The following is a 15,794-nucleotide window of genomic DNA, read 5'->3' on the forward strand; positions in this document are numbered from 1 at the left end:
CCGTCACAGCGAGTTGACGTACCCCGCGGTGGGTCCGTCCCGCCGTTCGCAGTCATGGGTGCGGCCCTCGCACACTGCCCTTGTTCGCTGTTGTCCGATTGTGTTGCTTCGAAGGATGCAGATGGAACTCGCCACTCCGCCGCCGGCGGCGCGGGCCCCTGTCGCCTGGTACAGCTGGTGGCTGATGCCGCTGGCCTTAGGGGGAGGTACAGTCGCCGCCACGTTCATGAGCTCCGAGCGAATAACCGCGGCCGTCGCCGGCGCCGCGGCGACCGTGGCCAGCTCCGTCTGCGTGCGGCTGCTGATCCGCTCGCAGCGCCAACTGCGCAGCGCCGAAGGGGCGTTCCGCAGCTCGCAGACCGAGCACTCCCAGCAGTGGCAGCAGCATGTCTCGGGCCTGGAACGGAAGTTCTCGGCCGAGCGCGCCACGCTGGAGGGCCGGCTGAACGAGCAGGCGGCCGCGTTCGACGCCCAGCTCGGGGAGCAGGCCGCCGCCTTCGAGTCCCGGCTCGGTGAGCGGACCGCCCACTACGACGCCCAACTCGCCGAGCAGGCACGGGCGTACGAGGAGCGGCTGGCCGAGCAGCTGAAGTCCTCCGACGCCCAGCTGGCCGACCAGGCCGAGGTCTGGCAGGAGCAGGTCTCGCACCAGCGGGCCGCGGTCTCCCGCCTCGCCGACGAGCAGCTGCCCGAGGCACTGCGGCGGCTGCGTGAGGGCGACGCCATCGACGACCTGCTGCCGGTCACCGAGCAGTGCGCCAAGGTCGACAAGGACGTCCAGGCCGACCTGCGCCGTATCCTGCGCACCTCGCTGATCGGCGTGGAGGAGGAGTTCAACCGCTCCACCTCCGCCGAACAGGCCGTGATCAGCATCGGCAACCGCATCCACGTCCTGACCAGCAAGCTGCGCGGCCGGCTGCACGAGATGCAGGGCGAGCACGGCCGGCTGCCCGCCGTGGCCCGCGGTCTCATGGAGCTCGACCAGGAGCTCGGCCCCGCCGACTCGCTCGCCGCGAGCATCGGCGTGCTCGGCGGCTCGGACCGCCCGGGCCGTCAGTGGCAGGAGCCCCAGCGACTGCTCAGCGTGGTGCGCGGCGGCATCGGCCGGATCAAGGACTTCCACCGTGTCGAGGTCCGGCACCTGCCCGAACTCGGCGTCGACGGCGGTCTGGTGGACCACCTCACGCTGATCTTCTCCCACCTCCTGGACAACGCGGCCCGCTACTCGCCGCCCACCGAGCCGGTGGTCGTCTCCGGCAAGGAGGTGCCCAACGGCGTCGGCATCGAGATCCAGGACTCCGGCAAGGGCCTGAGCGAGGAGAAGAAGCGCGAGGCCGAGTACTCCCTGGCGGGCACCGAGAACGGCCCCGGGATCGGCGGTATCTCCGAGGACGCCAACATCGGCCTGCGGGTCGTCGGCATCCTCGCCCGCCGCTACGGCATCCGGGTCACCTTCGCGGACTCGCCCTGGCTCGGCACCTCGGTGGTCGTCGTGGTCCCGCACAAGTTCTTCAGCCCGCTGCCCGCGGCCACCGCCGCCCCGGCTCCCGTGACGGCCGCCCCCGCCGCCGCGTCGCCGGCGCACGGCCCGGTCGCCGTCGAATCCGTCACTCAACCGGAGTCCGGCGAGGCCCTGGACACCACCCCGGGCGGACTGCCCCGGCGGCGCAGCCGGCGCCGTGCCGAGGAGCAGCCCGAGGAGCGCGCCGTCCGTACGGAGGGCCCCGCGTTCACCGCGGTCCCGCCGGAGGAGTCCTTCGCGGGCCTGGCCGCCTTCGCCACCGCGGGCCGCGCAGCCGCCGTGTCCGAAGAGGCGGACAGCGAGGCCGAGTTGACCGGAGAACAAGACGTCGTGGCATCCGCGACCCCGGCCGGCGCCGATGACGCCGCCGGACGCGAGGCCGCGGAGCACCACACTGAAGAGAGCGACTAGTCCACATGACGCAACAGGGAACCGACGTGAGCTGGGCGCTCCGCGATCTGGTGGAGAGCATCCCGGAGATCCGCTTCGCCCTCGTGGCCTCCAGCGACGGCAAGGCCATCACCTCCTTCGGCGCCGAAGACCCGGACGACGTGGACCGCTTCGCGGCCGTGGTGGCAGGACTGCAGGCGCTGGCCCAGCCGGTCGCCGAGCAGTTCCCCAAGTACGCGGGGCAGCTGCGGCTGGCGATGATCGAGGTCGACGGCGGCCACCTCTTCGTCGTACGGGCCGGTGTGGAGACGTACCTCGGGGTCCTCGCGCGCGAAGGGCTCGACCAGGGGCTGCTCGGGCATCAGATGAGGGACCTGTCGCGGCGGATGGGCGAGCTGCTCGGCACCTCTCCGCGTCTGGAGGAGCACTCTGGATGAGTGCTCCTCGTCGGCCAACGGACCCTCCCCCAGGCTCTCGACTTCGCTCGAGCTGGGGGGACCCCCAAGGCCTAGAGCGCTATTACGTCCTCACCGGGGGACGCAGCGGACCGGGCGGGTCGGCGTCGAGCCTCGACGTGGCGACCCTCGTCGTCTCCCGCACCGCCCCGGTCCCGGGGATGCAGCACGAGTACGAGGAGATAGTCCGGCGTTGCCGCGATCCGCTGTCGGTGGCCGAACTCACCGCCCATCTCGGATTGCCCTTCAACATTCTCGCGGTGCTGTTGGCGGATCTGCTGGACGCAGGCCGTATTGAAGCCCGTGATCCCATTCCGGCCCACCACGCCGGCCGCGGGCCCGACCTCGCGCTCCTCCAGGAGGTACTCAGTGGACTTGAAAGGCTTTGACCATCCCGGCGACCCCGGTGCCGGGGGGACCCGCTCGGTCAAGGTGATGATCGCCGGGGGATTCGGCACCGGGAAGACCACCATGGTCCGATCCGTCAGTGACATCAAGCCGCTCACCACCGAGGAGACGCTGACCCAGGCGACCGTCGGCGTCGACAACCTGATCGGCGTCGCGGACAAGGCCGAGACCACGGTCAGCCTCGACTTCGGCAAGATCAGCCTCAACGAGAGCCTGATGCTGTATCTGTTCGGCACCCCCGGGCAGGAACGGTTCTGGTTCCTGTGGAACGGCCTGTTCAAGGGCGCGCTCGGGGCGATCGTCCTGGTGGACACGCGCCGGCTGGCCTCCAGCTTCCGGGCCATCGAGGAGATGGAGCGGCAGAACGTGCCGTTCGTCATCGCCCTCAACGTCTTCCCGGACTGCAAGGAACACCCCATCGAGGAGATCCGGGACGCCCTCGACATCTCCCCGCACACCCCGATCGTGGCCTGCGACGCCCGTGACCGCGCCTCCAGCCGGGACGTCCTGGTCGCCCTGATACGTCATTTGAAGGAACGCTCCGCCGTCGCACTGGAGCCCCGATGAACGACCAGAGCCCCGACAGTCCCGACGCCCCCCGCGGCTGCCCGGTCGCGCACGGCTCGCCCGAACTGGCCCGGCTGTACGGGCCAGAGGCGGCGACCGACCCGCTCGGCATCTACGAGCGGCTGCGCAAGGAGCACGGCTCCGTCGCCCCCGTGCTGCTGGAGGGCGACATCCACGCCTGGCTGGTGCTGGGCTACCGGGACAGCCGGCGGGTGCTCGACAATCCCAGCCAGTTCCCCCGGGACGCGCGGACCTGGCGGGACTACCGGGAAGGACGGATCGCGGAGACCTCCGCGCTGATTCCGATGCTCGGCTGGCGTCCTGACTGCGTGTCCCAGGACGGTGAGCCGCACCGCAGGCTGCGCGGCGCCGTCAGCGATGTGCTGCAGGCCGCTGTCGGCCGCGGGATCCGGCGCCACGCCACGCACTTCGCGAACAAGCTGATCGACGGGTTCGCGGACACCGGCCGCGCCGATCTGGTGGCGGACTACGCCGACTACGCGCCGATGCTCGTGATGTCCCGCATTCTGGGGCTTGCCGAGGCGGAGGGGCGCCGGCTGGTCGAGTCCTGCGCCCAGGTGCTCAAGGGCGGCGAGGACGCCGTGGTGCACGACGGCAGGATCAGGGAGATCTTCGGTGAACTCGTCGAGCGCCGGCGGTCCGAACCCGGCTCCGACCTCACCACCGACCTGCTGGCGCATCACGCGGCTCTCGACCACGACGAGGTCGTCCACCACCTGCGCGTGGTGCTGATCGCCGCGGCCGTCACGACCAACCTGCTGGCCCGGGTGCTGCGGCTGGTCCTGACCGACGCCTCCCGGCTCTCCGGGCTGATCAGCGGTCAGCTGAACATCTCGGCGGTGGTGGAGGAGGCCATGTGGAACTCTCCGCCGCTGACCGTCCTGCCGGGGCGCTTCGCCGCCAGCGATGTCGAACTGGGCGGGCACCGCATCGAGGCGGGCGACCTGCTCGTTCTCGGTCTCGCCCCGGGCAACCTCGACCCCGAGGTCCGGCCCGACCCGGGTGTCTCGGTGGAGGGCAACCATGCGCACCTGGCGTTCGGCGCGGGCCCTCACGAGTGCCCCGGGCAGAGCATCGGGCAGTCCATGATCGAGATCGCGGTGGACGTCCTGCTGCACCGGCTGCCGGGCCTGCGGCTGGCCGTGCCGGCCGATGAGCTCACCTCGACCGCCTCCACCTGGGAGTCCCGGCTGGACAGCCTGCCGGTCGAGTTCCCGGTGTGAGCCCGCCGCTGCCCGGCCGGTTTCCGGCCGGGCAGCAGCGTTGCCGTCTCACACACCAGGATCGAGGCGTCAGCCGTCGAGCCAGTCGCCCGTGACGCCCGTGGGACGGTATCCCGTGGCGTTCCAGATGAAATGCGGGTGGGCGCAGCCGAACATGTAGGCGAGCAGCGCGGTGTCCTCCCTCCCGGTTTGAGGGTCGTACATGGTGTAGAAGTACTCGGACCCCACTGCGCCGGCGTCTTGTTGGACCTGACGAGCACGGTCGGGGGACGGTGCGGCCATGGATGCCTCCACGGCGGCGACGTAGGTGCGGCGCAGGACCTCCCAAACCCTGTCGGTGTTGCCGTGCCAGGGGCCGTGCAGTGCTTCGAAGGCGTGGAGCTCGGCGTCGAAGAGGGGCCAGGTCCGGGGGTACTGGGCCCGGCAGCGTGCGGACAGCTCGGCGGTCCGGGTGCTCAGCGCCGGTGCGGTGGGCCGCGGGCTGATGGTGAGGGTGGTGCCGTGGGTGAGGATGCCGGTGCACGGGTTGGGCTGCAGGTCGCAGAGCGGGCACTCCTCGGCCGGGGGGAGGCCCTGGGTGATGCCGTCGAACCACAGGGCGTGGCGGCCCGTGAGCCCCAACCAGACGATGGTGCTGGTCATCAACCACGTGTTCCACATCGTGGAATGCGCCTCGGGCATGCAGCCGTACTTGATGAGGGCGATGGTGCAGGCAGCGTAGAGGGCCTTGGTGTGGGTGGGTATGTCGGCGAGCCAGAAGTTGCTGATCTCGCCGGTGAGGGAGTCGACCCGTACGTCGGCCATGTCGTCGATGACGCGGCACAGCAGCAGGGAGGCGAGGTGTTCCTCCTGCCAGAGTTCGGTGTCGGGCGAGACGTGCCAGAACAGGCAGTCCAGCATCTGCAGGGCTGAGTAGGTGCTCTGGCTGAGCGGGTTGGTCTGGGGGAGTGTGACGCTGCCCGCGTGGTGCTGTCGGAGCCAGTACTCGTCGACGGATCGCTTGTGGGCCGCGTAGAGTCCGCAGACCAGGGCGCGTGCGCTGTTGGTGCTGAAACTCTCGGCCAGGCGGCCTTCGGCGAGTTGGGTGACGTGCGTGGTGTCGATGGTGTCGATCACGCGTTTGTACTCGTGGAAGACGAGGATGTCGTCTTCGAAGCGGTGGCGGAGGCCGAGGTCTCGTTCAAGGTCGTTCATCTGCCGGACCACGGACCATCCACCGGTCAGGACGCTGTCGAATTCCTCGCGGTACGGCCAGGTCTTGACCGTGAGGGGACGACCGGCGCTCTGCCGCCAACCGTAGTCTTCCAGCGTGCGGGCGGGCGGTGCGGGCAGCCGACGGCACAGCGGGCAGGTGCAGGCGGTTGCCGGCTCCTCCTCGCGCGGTGGGACGAGTGCCCGGCTCCGCCAGGCCCCTTCCAGCATCGTGCAGGTCAGTCGGCAGACCTCGGCATCTATGCTGACCTGGGGGAAAGCTGCTTCGATCATGCGCAGGCTGGTGTCGAGTCGTTTCAACCTGGCGTAGCCCTCCTCGTCGGGCGGGAGGAACGCGCGTGGCGCCAGCTGGAGGGCTCCCTCCACATGCAGCGTGGTGCCGGCGTGGGAGGATCCGAGTGCGTCCAGCCGCTGCTGAGCGGCGTGCTGGGACCTTCGGTACTGCTCGGTGCTCCCGTTGATGCGTTTCACGAAGAGGCCGGCCAGGGTGTTCCCCGCCTCCCCGGGCTGGAGCTGGGCGCTTGGCTGCGCCGGGAGCAGGCTGTCGGCGGACGCCTTCTGAACAGCACCTACGCCTTGAGATGTCACACCGGTCTCCTTCAAGCTGTGGTCCTGGCAACGGAATCGACCGACCGTGATCGCCGGCCGGTCGTGTCCGGGAATCTTCTGGTTCTTCCGCGACGGCCTCGCCGAACGGCCGGACGCACGCGACCGGCTCCGGCTCCCGCTGCGAACGACCGCGAGGGGCACGACTGCCGCGTTGACGGCCCGGGAAGTGGGGCAGGTCGCCTGCCTGCCCTTCGAGGACCAACCGCCCTGTGCCCGCCCGGGTTCTCCAACACGGCGAGCCGCTCGTCCATGGCGGATTCACCCTCGACACCGCGGGCCCTCCATGAGCGGCCCGCCCCTGTCGAGGCACTCGTGCTACAAGACGAGCACCTGCACCGCCGTCTCAGCTGCGTCGATCAGGAAGCACTCGCGGCCCAGCAGGCGTAGCGCGACCCCCGGATCCGAGGCGCGTGGCCGCTCCGGGAAGGCCGGAGGATCCGACGCGGGCCGCCCCGTGTGCCCGATCAGCGCCCGCCTTGCTTCTATCGGGCAGGGCAGCCACGGCCTGCGGCAGGTCCCACGACGTGTACTCCTCGAACCCGGCTTTGCCGTTCACCGGGTCCATGTCCCACATCCGGTAGGGATGTGGGACGCGCGCGAACTCCGGGTGCTCACAGACGGGGGTCTCGAAGGGCAGGTCGAAGGTGACGTCCTGAGGCATGTGTGTCCTTTCGGGAGACAGTGCGCAGAGTCCCCCCGTCCCTGCGAGCGGGTGGCCTGTCGGCCACCCGTGCACTCGAACTGGCCTTCGTGGCTCGAAAGTTGAGCCGTGAAGCGGTACGAGGCTGCCCAGAGCGTAAATGATCTACGCGTGACCTCACCGTGACGTGTGTTACTGCTCACGCCTCCTGAGTCGAGTACACTCGCGCGCCCGCCAGGTATGTGTGCGTGACACGTGTCTCCGCGATGCGCCCGGGGTCCCCGGCGAACGGATCGCGGTCCAGGACCACCAGGTCCGCGAGCGCCCCGACCGTCACCCGGCCGGTGTCGTCGAGGTGGTTCACGTACGCCGATCCGGCCGTGTACGCCGTGAGCGCGTCCCGGAGCCCGAGTCGCTCCCCGGGCAGGAACACCGGCGCGTCGCCGCCCGGTTCGACCCGGTTCACCGCGACATGGATGCCCTGGATCGGGTCGGGGCTGCTCACCGGCCAGTCGCTGCCGGCCGCGAGCCGCGCCCCGGAGCGCAGCAGCGCCCCGAACGGGTACTGCCGTCCGGCCCGTTCGGACCCCAGGAAGGGGATCGTCAGCTCGTCCATCTGCGGCTCGTGCGCGGCCCACAGCGCCTGGATGTTGGCGGTGGCGCCGAGCCGGGCGAAACGCGGTACGTCGGCGGGGTGCACGACCTGGAGATGCGCCAAGTGGGGCCGCGTGTCGCTGGGGCCGTTGGCGGCTCGCGCCGCCTCGACGGCGTCCAGCGCGTCCCGTACCGCCCGGTCGCCCAGCGCGTGGAAGTGGCACTGGAAGCCGAGCGCGTCCAACTCCGTCACGTACGTGGGCAGTCGCGCCGGGTCGATGAAGCTCTTGCCCCGGTTTGCCGTAACGCAGCCGCACTTGTCGAGGTACGGGTCGAGGAGTGCGGCCGTGCCGTTCTCGGCGACCCCGTCCAGCATCAGCTTCACCGTGCCCGCCCGGAACCTGCCATGGCTCAACGCGGCCCGCCTCTCGACGAGTTCGGGGATCTGCTCGGCACCGCGTTCCCGGTCCCACCACAGCGCGCCCACCACCCGCGCGGTCAGCGAACCGTCCCGGGCCGCCGCCAGGTACGCCTGCGACGGGTCGTCCATGCCGAGGAAGTCCCCGACCAGCGCGTCCTGCCAGGCCGTGATGCCCAGTGCGTGCAGATGCCGCTGGGCGTGCAGCAGCGCCGCGAGCCGGTCCGCCGGGGTGGCGGGCGGCGCGAGCCGGCCGACCAGCCGCATCGCCCCCTCCTGGAGCGTGCCGCTCGGCGCGCCGGACGCGTCCCGCTCGATCCGCCCGTCGGCCGGGTCGGGCGTGTCGCGGTCGATCCCGGCCAGCTCCAGGGCCCGGCTGTTGACCCAGGCCCCGTGATGGTCCCGGTTCGGCAGGTACACCGGCCGGTCCGGTACGGCGGAGTCCAGCAGCTCCCGGGTCGGCGTACCGCCCTCGAACGCCTCCATGGACCAGCCGCCGCCCAGGATCCACTCCCGCTCCGGATGCGCCTCGGCATAGGCACGTACGGCGGCCACGGACTCCGCGGCGGTCCGCACTCCCGTCAGGTCGCACTGGCTCAACTCGAGCCCGGCCGGCACCGGATGGACGTGCGCGTCCTGGAATCCGGGCAGCAGCAGCCGCCCGGCGAGGTCGACCACCTCGGTGCGCGGCCCGGCCAGTTCCCGCAGTTCCCCGGCGGAGCCGACGGCGGTGATGCGCTCACCGGTGACCGCGACGGCGGTGGCCGTCGGGCCCTCGGGGGTGAGGACGGGTCCACCGGTGAAGAGCAGATCTGCGTGCATCGTTCCTGTTCCTTAGTTGGGGGTCGTGAGCAGCTGGGGTGCGTCGGCGTCGGTGCCCTCGCCGGTGCGGAAGTACGGTGAGCGGCGCACGTACTTCGCCCATCCGGCCGCGACGAACCCGGAGGCGATCATCACCAGCGGGGTGGTCAGCAGGAACCAGCCGTTGTCCGCGCTGACCGCGAAGTGGTCGGTCGAGGTGGAGAAGGACCAGCCGAGGTAGCCGCCCAGCCCCAGCAGTGCGCAGGCGCTCAGCGCCGGGAGCACCACCGCCCGGACGCCCTGCCGCCAGTCCTCGCGCAGCAGCGCCCGGAAGCGCACCGCCGCGGCCAGCGCGGTGAGCGCGTAGGACAGGGCGACGACGATACCGACCGCGTTCACCGTCGCCATGATCATGTCGGCCAGCCTCGGGATCACCAGGGCGAGCGCGGCGACCGCCGTGGCCAGCGCCCCGATCAGCAGCGTCCCGGCCGCCGGGGTGCCGTACCGGGGACTGACCCTCGCCCACACCGGCCCGAGGGTACGGTCCCGGCTCATCGCGAACATGCCCCGCGCCGTCGGGATCACCCCGGCCTGGAGCGAGGCCATCGCCGAGAACAGCAGCGCCACCAGCGGCAGCGCGGCCCACGGCTGGGCGGCGAGCCGGTCGCCGAAGAACGCCAGCCCCTCGGCCCCGTGCCCGGCCAACTCCGGCTCCGACAGCACCCGTTGGAAGGCCACCGAGCCCAGCAGGAACAGCCCCAGCATGGTCACCAGCGTGATCAGCCCGGCCCGGGAGGCGTCCCGTGGGTCGTGGACCTCCTCGTTGACACTGAACGCGGCCTCGAAACCCCAGTAGCAGAACACCGAAAGGAGCAGGCCCTGAGCGAGTGCGGTGGCCGAGGGGATCGTGAACGGATCGAACCAGCTCAGGCTGAAGGGGTGCGGGCCGGTGACGATGCCGTAGCCGCAGAACCCGAGCAGCACCACGTACTCGAAGACCAGCAGACCGGTCTGGAGCCGGGCGGCGGTGCGGATGCCGGTCACCGCCGTGAGGGTGACGGCGACCAGGACGACGATGCCGACGGCCGTGGTCTGCGCCGTCGAACCCGGGTCCAGGGTGAGCCCGCCGACGCGGTGCACCCCCGCCTCGCCCGCCAGTTGCAGCATCGCCGACCCGGTGACCGCCGTGGTGTACGCGAGAAAGGCCACCGTCGCCACGATGTTCACCCAGCCGACCATGAACCCGAGCCACGGACTGAGCGAACGGCCCACCCACACGTAGCCGTTGCCGGCGTTCGGCTCCACCCGGTTCAGCCGGGAGTAGGCGCCCGCGATACCGAGCACCGGCAGGAACGCCAGCAGCATGATGGCCGGCAGATGCAGCCCGACCACCCCCGCCGTCACCCCCAGACCGATGCCGATGCTGGTGGTCGCGGCCGTACTGGACGCGGCGACCGCGACGCCGTCGAGGACGCCGAGGGACCTGCGCAACTCAGGGGGGTCGACTCTGTAGGGCTTGTCGGTCATGGCCAGCGCTCCGCTCGCACCTGGGGGCCCGGACCTGGTCGGCCCCGGTGACCGCACATGAAACTGCCCGCGCACTTCACAGGTCAACGGTGTTGTCATAAGGTGCGCCACCAGGAAGGGAAGCCCCATGAGCGAACGAGTCGTCCCGTCCGCCGACCGGCGGCGCAGGCGCCCCACCAAACAGGGCGTGGTCCTCTCCGAGGAGCTGATCGTCGAGACGGCGCTGCGGCTGATCGAGGAGCACGGCGCCGAGGCCCTGTCGGTGCGCCGGCTCGGCCGCGCCCTGGGCGCCGACCCCAGCTCCCTCTACCGCTACTTCCGGCACACCGACGACCTGATGCTGGCCGTCGCCGACGAGCTGATCGGCCGCACCCTGAGGGTCTGGCGGCCCACCGGCGACTGGCGAGCCGACCTGCGCGACCTGGGCCTGCGTATGCACGCCGGCGCCCTCGCCCATCCCAGGGCGGCGGTGCTCAGCGCCCACCGGGTGACCGGGCGGAGGTACGAGATCCAGGCCGTCGAGACCATCCTCGGGGTGCTGCGGGGCGCGGGTTTCCCGGACGCGGAGGCGGTCCGCGTCTATCACGCCTTCGTCGACCAGGCCCTCGCCTACAGCGCCCTCGACTCCGCCAACACCGCCCTGCCCAGACCCGCCCGCGAGGCCGAGGCGGACGTGTGGCAGGCGACCTACGCCCGGCTGCCCGCCGCCACCCACCCGAACATCGCCGCCACCGCCCGCCACCTCGTGGCCTCGATGCGGGGCAGCTCCTACCCGGCCGCCCTGGAGCTGCTGCTGACGGCGGCCGAGGCCCGCCTCGCCCGGGTCCGTGCCGCCGAGGACGCACGGTCATGACGGTGCCGGCAGCGGCCGGCCCGACTGAATCCGGTGATGGGGGACAGACGGACGGCAAGAACCTTCCCAGGGAGGAAACATGGCACTGGTGAATGCGGCCGTCGTGGTGCTCGACTGCGCCGAACCCGAGAAACTCGCGGTCTTCTACCGGGAGTTGCTGGAGGCCGAGGACGGCGAGGCATCGGCCAACCTGGTCGAGATCCGTGCCGGCGGCTTCCGGATCGCCTTCCGGCGCGACGTCAACGCGACCCCGCCGAGCTGGCCACGGCCCGAGAACTCGCTCCAGGCCCACCTCGACTTCCTGGTCGAGGACCTCGACGAGGCCGAGCTGCGGGTGGTCGGCCTCGGCGGACGGCCGCTCGACACCAAGGACGCGGCCGGGCCGTACGAGGAGCGGGGGTACGCCGACCCGGCCGGACACTCCTTCACCCTGCGTCTGGTACCGCCGGCGGCACCCAAGCAGGGCTGAACCCGCTCAGTCCCGGCCGCCCTTGCGGGTCGCCGGCCATGTCCCGGTGGAGCGCTCTATGGCGGTGGCGCCGGTGCGGTCCACGGCACTGCGCACCACCGCGAAGACGGCGCCCTGGAGCGCCGCGGCCAGCAGCACCTCGCCCCAGCCGCGGTCCCGGTCCAGGGCGTCCGGCGCGTCCTCCTCGCCGCGCAGCGCCATCCAGGTCCGGCGGAAGACCAGTGCGCCCAGCGCTCCGCCGGCCCAGCTCAGCAGGAAGCCGAGCGGCGCGTAGACGAGAGGGAGCTTCTGTTTCTTCCTGCTCTTGGCCATGCCTGCCTCCGCGTTGTCAGGGCCGTCCCGCGACCGAGACCTCCTCGGCCGCCGGCACCGGGCCGGGCGATGTCCCGTCCCCGAAGGGCCGGCCGCCCAGCTGCTCCCGGTGATGGGGTGTCAGCCACCCGGCGGGATCCGGGCCGAGGGGAACGATACGGGTGGGGTTGATGCCCGTGTGCACCTGGTAGTAGTGCCGCTTGATGTGGTCGAAGTCGACGGTGTCACCGAATCCCGGCGTCTGGTAGAGGTCCCTGACGTACGCCCACAGCACCGGGTTCTCCGTCACCTTCCAGCGGTTGCACTTGAAGTGGCCGTGGTAGACGGCGTCGAACCGCACCAGCGTGGTGAACAGCCGGATGTCCGCCTCTGCCGTCCACTCGGTGGCCAGGTCGAGGGTCAGCCGCTGGTAGTCGTTGGTGACCAGCCGCCCGCTCGGTACGTCGACGATCGCGGGCACGCTCACCCCGCCCGGGTAACCGGTCTCCCGGCGGTCGTAGGCCACGCTGAGGAACCGGATGCCGAGCACCGGGTCACGGTCGTCGGGGTCGAGGGTGAGGCGCCAGCTGCGGTCGTCCTGGATCGGGTCGGTGACGGCCAGGGACAGGGCGTCCTCCAGGCCGAGCAGCCGCCGTGACACCAGCGCCCGGCTCGCCCATGGACAGGCACGGCTGACCACCAGACGGTAACGCCCGGCCGCCATCGGCCAGCCGTCCCGCCCGTCCGCCGTGATCCGGTCCGCGAAGTGACCGGGGGACCGTTTGAACGCCTTGTGCCCGAGCGAGGTGTTGCCGCTGTCACCGCTCATGGTGCCTCCTTGCCGATACGCGCCGATGGACCGTGTTCCCCGATGCCGCCCGATTCGCTCCTCCCGTACGGTGTGATCACCCCGTGCCGGGGCAGTCGGCCGTCGTGAGTGGGACTTCGTCGCAAGGACAGTCGCAGGACCAGCCGAAGGAACAGTGGCGAGAACAGCCGCGAGGGCAATGGGAGGAGAAACGGGAAGAGATGCCGGACGAGCAGCCGGAAGCGAAGCCCGATGAGCGGCCGGAGGCGCGGTCGCAAGGGCATTCGGAGCGGTCGAACGCCGACCGCAGGACACGGCTGACCGTGTTCGTGGCGCTCGCCGCCAACCTGGTGATCGCCGCGGCCAAGGCCGTGGGCGGAGTCGTCGCCGGCTCGCCCGCGCTGCTGTCCGAGGCCGCGCACTCCGTCGCCGACAGTCTCAACGAGGTGTTCCTGCTGGCCGCCCTGCGCCGCAGCCGCCGCCCGCCCGACGAACGGCACCCCTTCGGCTACGGCAAGGAGCGCTTCTTCTGGTCGCTGCTCGCGGCCGTCGGGATCTTCGTCATGGGCGGTTGCTTCTCCGTCTTCCAGGGCGTCGAGGCGCTGCGCAACGGCGCGGAGGAGAAGCTCAGCGGTTATGTGGCGGGCCTGATCGTGCTGGGTGTCGCCCTGCTCGCGGAGGGCGCCTCGCTGGTCCGGGCGCTGCACCAGGCCCGCCGGGAGGACCGGGGGCTGCGGGATCCGGCGCTGCGTACGGTCGTCGCCGAGGACGGCACCGCGGTGCTCGGGGTGCTGCTCGCGATGGTCGGCATGGTGCTGCACATGGTCACCGGACAGGTCGTGTGGGAGGCCTCCGCCTCGCTGGCCATCGGCGTCCTGCTGGTGTTCGTGGCCTACCGGCTGGGCGCCGACGCCCGCGCCCAGCTGATCGGGGAGGCCGCGGACCCGGAGCTGAGCCGCACCATCCGCGAACGGCTGGCGGAGGAGCCCGAGATCGACAGCGTGGAAGCGCTGTTCACGATGAAGCTCGGCCTCGACTCGACGCTGGTCGCGGCCCGGATCGACCTGGTGCCCGGCCTGGACAGCGAGGAGGTCGAGGAGGTCCTGGTGCGCATCAAGCGGTCCCTGGACGGGGAGTTCGGCGAGACCGACCAGATCTTCCTGGACGTGACCGACCGCTCGGCGCGGGAGGCAGGAGAAAGCCCCGCCGCGACGGGGGAACGCGGCGGGGCCTGACATTCGGCTGCCCGGCCCGATGCCGGTTCATGCCTCCGGGAAACAGATTTTTCTAGATTCCGACGTTCCCCGGCCGGAAAGGATTCCCGGAACCGTCAGTTCCCCTGGTGCGGCTCCAGCACGAACACCGGGATCTCCCGGTTGGTCTTCTTCTGGTACTCGGCGTACGGCGGATACGCGGCGACCGCCCGCTCCCACCACTCGGCCTTCTCCGCGCCGGTGATCTCACGGGCGGTCATGTCCTGCTTGACCGGCCCGTCCTGGAGCTCGACATGCGGCTGCGACTTGATGTTGAAGTACCAGACCGGGTGCTTGGGCGCGCCGCCCTGCGAGGCGACCACGGCGTACTTCCCGTCGTGTTCCACCCGCATCAGCGGCGTCTTGCGGATCTTCCCGCTCTTCACCCCCAGGGTGGTCAGCAGGATGACGGGCATCCCGGTGTCCATCAGGGTGGTGCCCTTCGTCCCGCCGGAGCTCTCGTACAGCTCGACCTGCTCGCGCACCCAGGCTGTCGGGCTGGGCTCGTACTCGCCCTCAAGAGGCATGTGAGGTCCGTCCCCTCATCGCTTCCAAGACTGACGCCACGATTCAACACCGCGGGCGCCCCGGATCTTCCTCACGACACCGGGCCCTCCTTACCTCACGGGTAATCGCACGTACCGCACGCCGCGGGCACAGTCGTGCACACACCCCGTCCGGCCGGCACCCGAGGCAGGTCACCCCACGGGACGCTCGTATCACGCCAGGTCCGCCCTGCACCTCACCGTCCGGCGCGGTCTGGTCGTACGGCACCACGTCTGCGAGGACGGCCTCGCCGTGGCCCGGGCCTTCGCGCCCTGGCCGCGGGCGGGGCTCAGCCCGGCGACAGGACCATCCGGGCCGCCAGCCCCAGCATCACGCAGCTCGACAGCAGAGCTGTGACCAGGCGTCCCCGGTGGCCGGTCAGGCCCCGGCCGAGCAGCGCGCCGCCGCCCGCCAGAAGCAGCTGCCAGCTCGCGGAGGCGGCGAAGGCCGCCAGGACGAAGACGCCCTGCTCCAGCGGCCGTACCGGCTCGGCGGAACGCGTGCCGACCACCAGAGCGGCGAAGTAGATCACCGTCGTGGGATTGAGCAGCGTGATCCCGAGCAGGCCGAGATACGCCCGTCCGGGACCGGGTACCGGCCGCTCGGCCCGGGCCGAAAGCCGCCGCTCCCGGTACTGGCGCAGCGCCACCGCCGCACCGCGTACCGCGAGCGCCACCAGGACCAGGGCCGAGACCAGGCGCAGCGGCCCGAGCACCGGCAGCAGCGCGGTCGCCAGCGCGGCGCCGCCGACCGCGGCGAGCAGAGCGTAGAGGCCGTCCGCGCTCGCGACGCCGAGCGCGGCGCAGGCGCCGGTCCGCAGGGACGTACGGGCCGTGAGGGACACTAGGTATGTGCCGACCGCACCGACCGGGACGGCGATCCCGTACCCGGCGAGCAGGCCGGCGACGAGCGCGGCCGTCACGGGCGTGCGGGCTCGGGCCTCCAGGGGCGCCTCGGCTGCTGCTGGACCCGCCCCCGACCGACGGTCGCGAAGGTCAGCGGCACCACGGCGTCAGGAGTGTTCATGCGCAGATCCTGTGGTCCGCCTCGTCTCCCCGGCAAGCGAATTTCGGCGCGGAATCGTCCCCCGACCACGTGGGGTTCGGCCAGATCACCCGATTCACCGATCTGGCTGAACTTGCGGTCGTCCCATAGATGCCCCGGGCATCTAATGAAGATCGGCACGA

Annotated in this window: 15 protein-coding genes; 8 read left to right on the plus strand and 7 right to left on the minus strand. The window is 71.2% G+C overall.

The window, feature by feature from the left end; translation table 11 throughout:
• Positions 1-121: 121 nt before the first annotated feature.
• Genes ACZ4N4_RS38655 through ACZ4N4_RS38675 form a run of 5 tightly spaced genes read left to right on the plus strand, consistent with a single transcriptional unit; the run spans position 122 to position 4,586 of the window.
• The gene (locus ACZ4N4_RS38655; protein ID WP_467597785.1) at positions 122-1,933 is read left to right on the plus strand and encodes a sensor histidine kinase; all 1,812 of its coding nucleotides are present in this window, start codon (positions 122-124) and stop codon (positions 1,931-1,933) included.
• A 5-nt stretch (positions 1,934-1,938) separates the two neighbouring features.
• Positions 1,939-2,349 (plus strand): roadblock/LC7 domain-containing protein, encoded by a 411-nt coding sequence (locus tag ACZ4N4_RS38660; protein WP_046733906.1) that lies wholly within the window; start codon positions 1,939-1,941, stop codon positions 2,347-2,349.
• The gene (locus tag ACZ4N4_RS38665; RefSeq protein WP_365793691.1) at positions 2,346-2,756 is read left to right on the plus strand and encodes a DUF742 domain-containing protein; all 411 of its coding nucleotides are present in this window, start codon (positions 2,346-2,348) and stop codon (positions 2,754-2,756) included. Before ACZ4N4_RS38660 ends, ACZ4N4_RS38665 begins: the two co-directional genes overlap by 4 nt.
• On the plus strand, positions 2,737-3,342 hold the full coding sequence (locus ACZ4N4_RS38670) for a GTP-binding protein (protein ID WP_450756634.1): 606 nt from the start codon (positions 2,737-2,739) through the stop codon (positions 3,340-3,342). Before ACZ4N4_RS38665 ends, ACZ4N4_RS38670 begins: the two co-directional genes overlap by 20 nt.
• Positions 3,339-4,586 (plus strand): cytochrome P450, encoded by a 1,248-nt coding sequence (locus tag ACZ4N4_RS38675; protein ID WP_453567038.1) that lies wholly within the window; start codon positions 3,339-3,341, stop codon positions 4,584-4,586. The genes ACZ4N4_RS38670 and ACZ4N4_RS38675 overlap by 4 nt, the downstream gene beginning before the upstream one ends.
• A gap of 69 nt (positions 4,587-4,655) precedes the next feature.
• Here ACZ4N4_RS38675 and ACZ4N4_RS38680 read toward each other — a convergent pair whose 3' ends face one another.
• From ACZ4N4_RS38680 to ACZ4N4_RS38690, 3 genes are all read right to left on the minus strand, one after another.
• Complete coding sequence (locus tag ACZ4N4_RS38680) at positions 4,656-6,386, minus strand: hypothetical protein (RefSeq protein ID WP_467597791.1); 1,731 nt, start codon at positions 6,384-6,386, stop codon at positions 4,656-4,658.
• An 860-nt stretch (positions 6,387-7,246) separates the two neighbouring features.
• The gene (locus ACZ4N4_RS38685; protein ID WP_467597795.1) at positions 7,247-8,881 is read right to left on the minus strand and encodes an amidohydrolase; all 1,635 of its coding nucleotides are present in this window, start codon (positions 8,879-8,881) and stop codon (positions 7,247-7,249) included.
• A gap of 12 nt (positions 8,882-8,893) precedes the next feature.
• Positions 8,894-10,387 (minus strand): APC family permease, encoded by a 1,494-nt coding sequence (locus ACZ4N4_RS38690; protein WP_467597798.1) that lies wholly within the window; start codon positions 10,385-10,387, stop codon positions 8,894-8,896.
• A gap of 127 nt (positions 10,388-10,514) precedes the next feature.
• Here ACZ4N4_RS38690 and ACZ4N4_RS38695 point away from each other — a divergent pair, with 127 nt between their 5' ends.
• Together ACZ4N4_RS38695 and ACZ4N4_RS38700 are read left to right on the plus strand one after the other, a co-directional pair.
• Positions 10,515-11,240, plus strand: a complete 726-nt coding sequence (locus ACZ4N4_RS38695) for a TetR/AcrR family transcriptional regulator (RefSeq protein ID WP_467597801.1) — start codon at positions 10,515-10,517, stop codon at positions 11,238-11,240.
• A gap of 79 nt (positions 11,241-11,319) precedes the next feature.
• On the plus strand, positions 11,320-11,709 hold the full coding sequence (locus ACZ4N4_RS38700) for a VOC family protein (protein WP_453567026.1): 390 nt from the start codon (positions 11,320-11,322) through the stop codon (positions 11,707-11,709).
• Positions 11,710-11,715: 6 nt separating this feature from the next.
• Here ACZ4N4_RS38700 and ACZ4N4_RS38705 read toward each other — a convergent pair whose 3' ends face one another.
• Together ACZ4N4_RS38705 and ACZ4N4_RS38710 are read right to left on the minus strand one after the other, a co-directional pair.
• Positions 11,716-12,021 (minus strand): DUF4235 domain-containing protein, encoded by a 306-nt coding sequence (locus ACZ4N4_RS38705; RefSeq protein ID WP_450756646.1) that lies wholly within the window; start codon positions 12,019-12,021, stop codon positions 11,716-11,718.
• A 16-nt stretch (positions 12,022-12,037) separates the two neighbouring features.
• On the minus strand, positions 12,038-12,829 hold the full coding sequence (locus ACZ4N4_RS38710; RefSeq protein WP_467597805.1) for a glutathione S-transferase C-terminal domain-containing protein: 792 nt from the start codon (positions 12,827-12,829) through the stop codon (positions 12,038-12,040).
• A 200-nt stretch (positions 12,830-13,029) separates the two neighbouring features.
• Here ACZ4N4_RS38710 and ACZ4N4_RS38715 point away from each other — a divergent pair, with 200 nt between their 5' ends.
• The gene (locus ACZ4N4_RS38715; protein WP_467597808.1) at positions 13,030-14,043 is read left to right on the plus strand and encodes a cation diffusion facilitator family transporter; all 1,014 of its coding nucleotides are present in this window, start codon (positions 13,030-13,032) and stop codon (positions 14,041-14,043) included.
• A gap of 95 nt (positions 14,044-14,138) precedes the next feature.
• On the opposite strand, the gene ACZ4N4_RS38720 is transcribed toward ACZ4N4_RS38715, so the two are convergent.
• Positions 14,139-14,588: a nitroreductase family deazaflavin-dependent oxidoreductase gene (locus ACZ4N4_RS38720; RefSeq protein WP_467597810.1), complete on the minus strand. Its 450-nt coding sequence runs from the start codon at positions 14,586-14,588 to the stop codon at positions 14,139-14,141.
• Between the two features lie 308 nt (positions 14,589-14,896).
• Positions 14,897-15,529 (minus strand): LysE family transporter, encoded by a 633-nt coding sequence (locus tag ACZ4N4_RS38725; protein ID WP_450756654.1) that lies wholly within the window; start codon positions 15,527-15,529, stop codon positions 14,897-14,899.
• Positions 15,530-15,794: the final 265 nt, after the last annotated feature.

It is taken from the genome of Streptomyces sp. NPDC026538 (assembly GCF_055567535.1).

Coding starts and splice junctions, on each gene's coding strand:
- ACZ4N4_RS38665 (WP_365793691.1), top strand. CDS start 2,346: ATGAGTGCTCCTCGTCGGCCAACGGACCCTCCCCCAGGCTCTCGACTT.
- ACZ4N4_RS38655 (WP_467597785.1), top strand. CDS start 122: ATGGAACTCGCCACTCCGCCGCCGGCGGCGCGGGCCCCTGTCGCCTGG.
- ACZ4N4_RS38715 (WP_467597808.1), top strand. CDS start 13,030: ATGCCGGACGAGCAGCCGGAAGCGAAGCCCGATGAGCGGCCGGAGGCG.
- ACZ4N4_RS38660 (WP_046733906.1), top strand. CDS start 1,939: ATGACGCAACAGGGAACCGACGTGAGCTGGGCGCTCCGCGATCTGGTG.
- ACZ4N4_RS38690 (WP_467597798.1), bottom strand. CDS start 10,387: ATGACCGACAAGCCCTACAGAGTCGACCCCCCTGAGTTGCGCAGGTCC.
- ACZ4N4_RS38675 (WP_453567038.1), top strand. CDS start 3,339: ATGAACGACCAGAGCCCCGACAGTCCCGACGCCCCCCGCGGCTGCCCG.
- ACZ4N4_RS38700 (WP_453567026.1), top strand. CDS start 11,320: ATGGCACTGGTGAATGCGGCCGTCGTGGTGCTCGACTGCGCCGAACCC.
- ACZ4N4_RS38710 (WP_467597805.1), bottom strand. CDS start 12,829: ATGAGCGGTGACAGCGGCAACACCTCGCTCGGGCACAAGGCGTTCAAA.
- ACZ4N4_RS38720 (WP_467597810.1), bottom strand. CDS start 14,588: ATGCCTCTTGAGGGCGAGTACGAGCCCAGCCCGACAGCCTGGGTGCGC.
- ACZ4N4_RS38705 (WP_450756646.1), bottom strand. CDS start 12,021: ATGGCCAAGAGCAGGAAGAAACAGAAGCTCCCTCTCGTCTACGCGCCG.
- ACZ4N4_RS38685 (WP_467597795.1), bottom strand. CDS start 8,881: ATGCACGCAGATCTGCTCTTCACCGGTGGACCCGTCCTCACCCCCGAG.
- ACZ4N4_RS38695 (WP_467597801.1), top strand. CDS start 10,515: ATGAGCGAACGAGTCGTCCCGTCCGCCGACCGGCGGCGCAGGCGCCCC.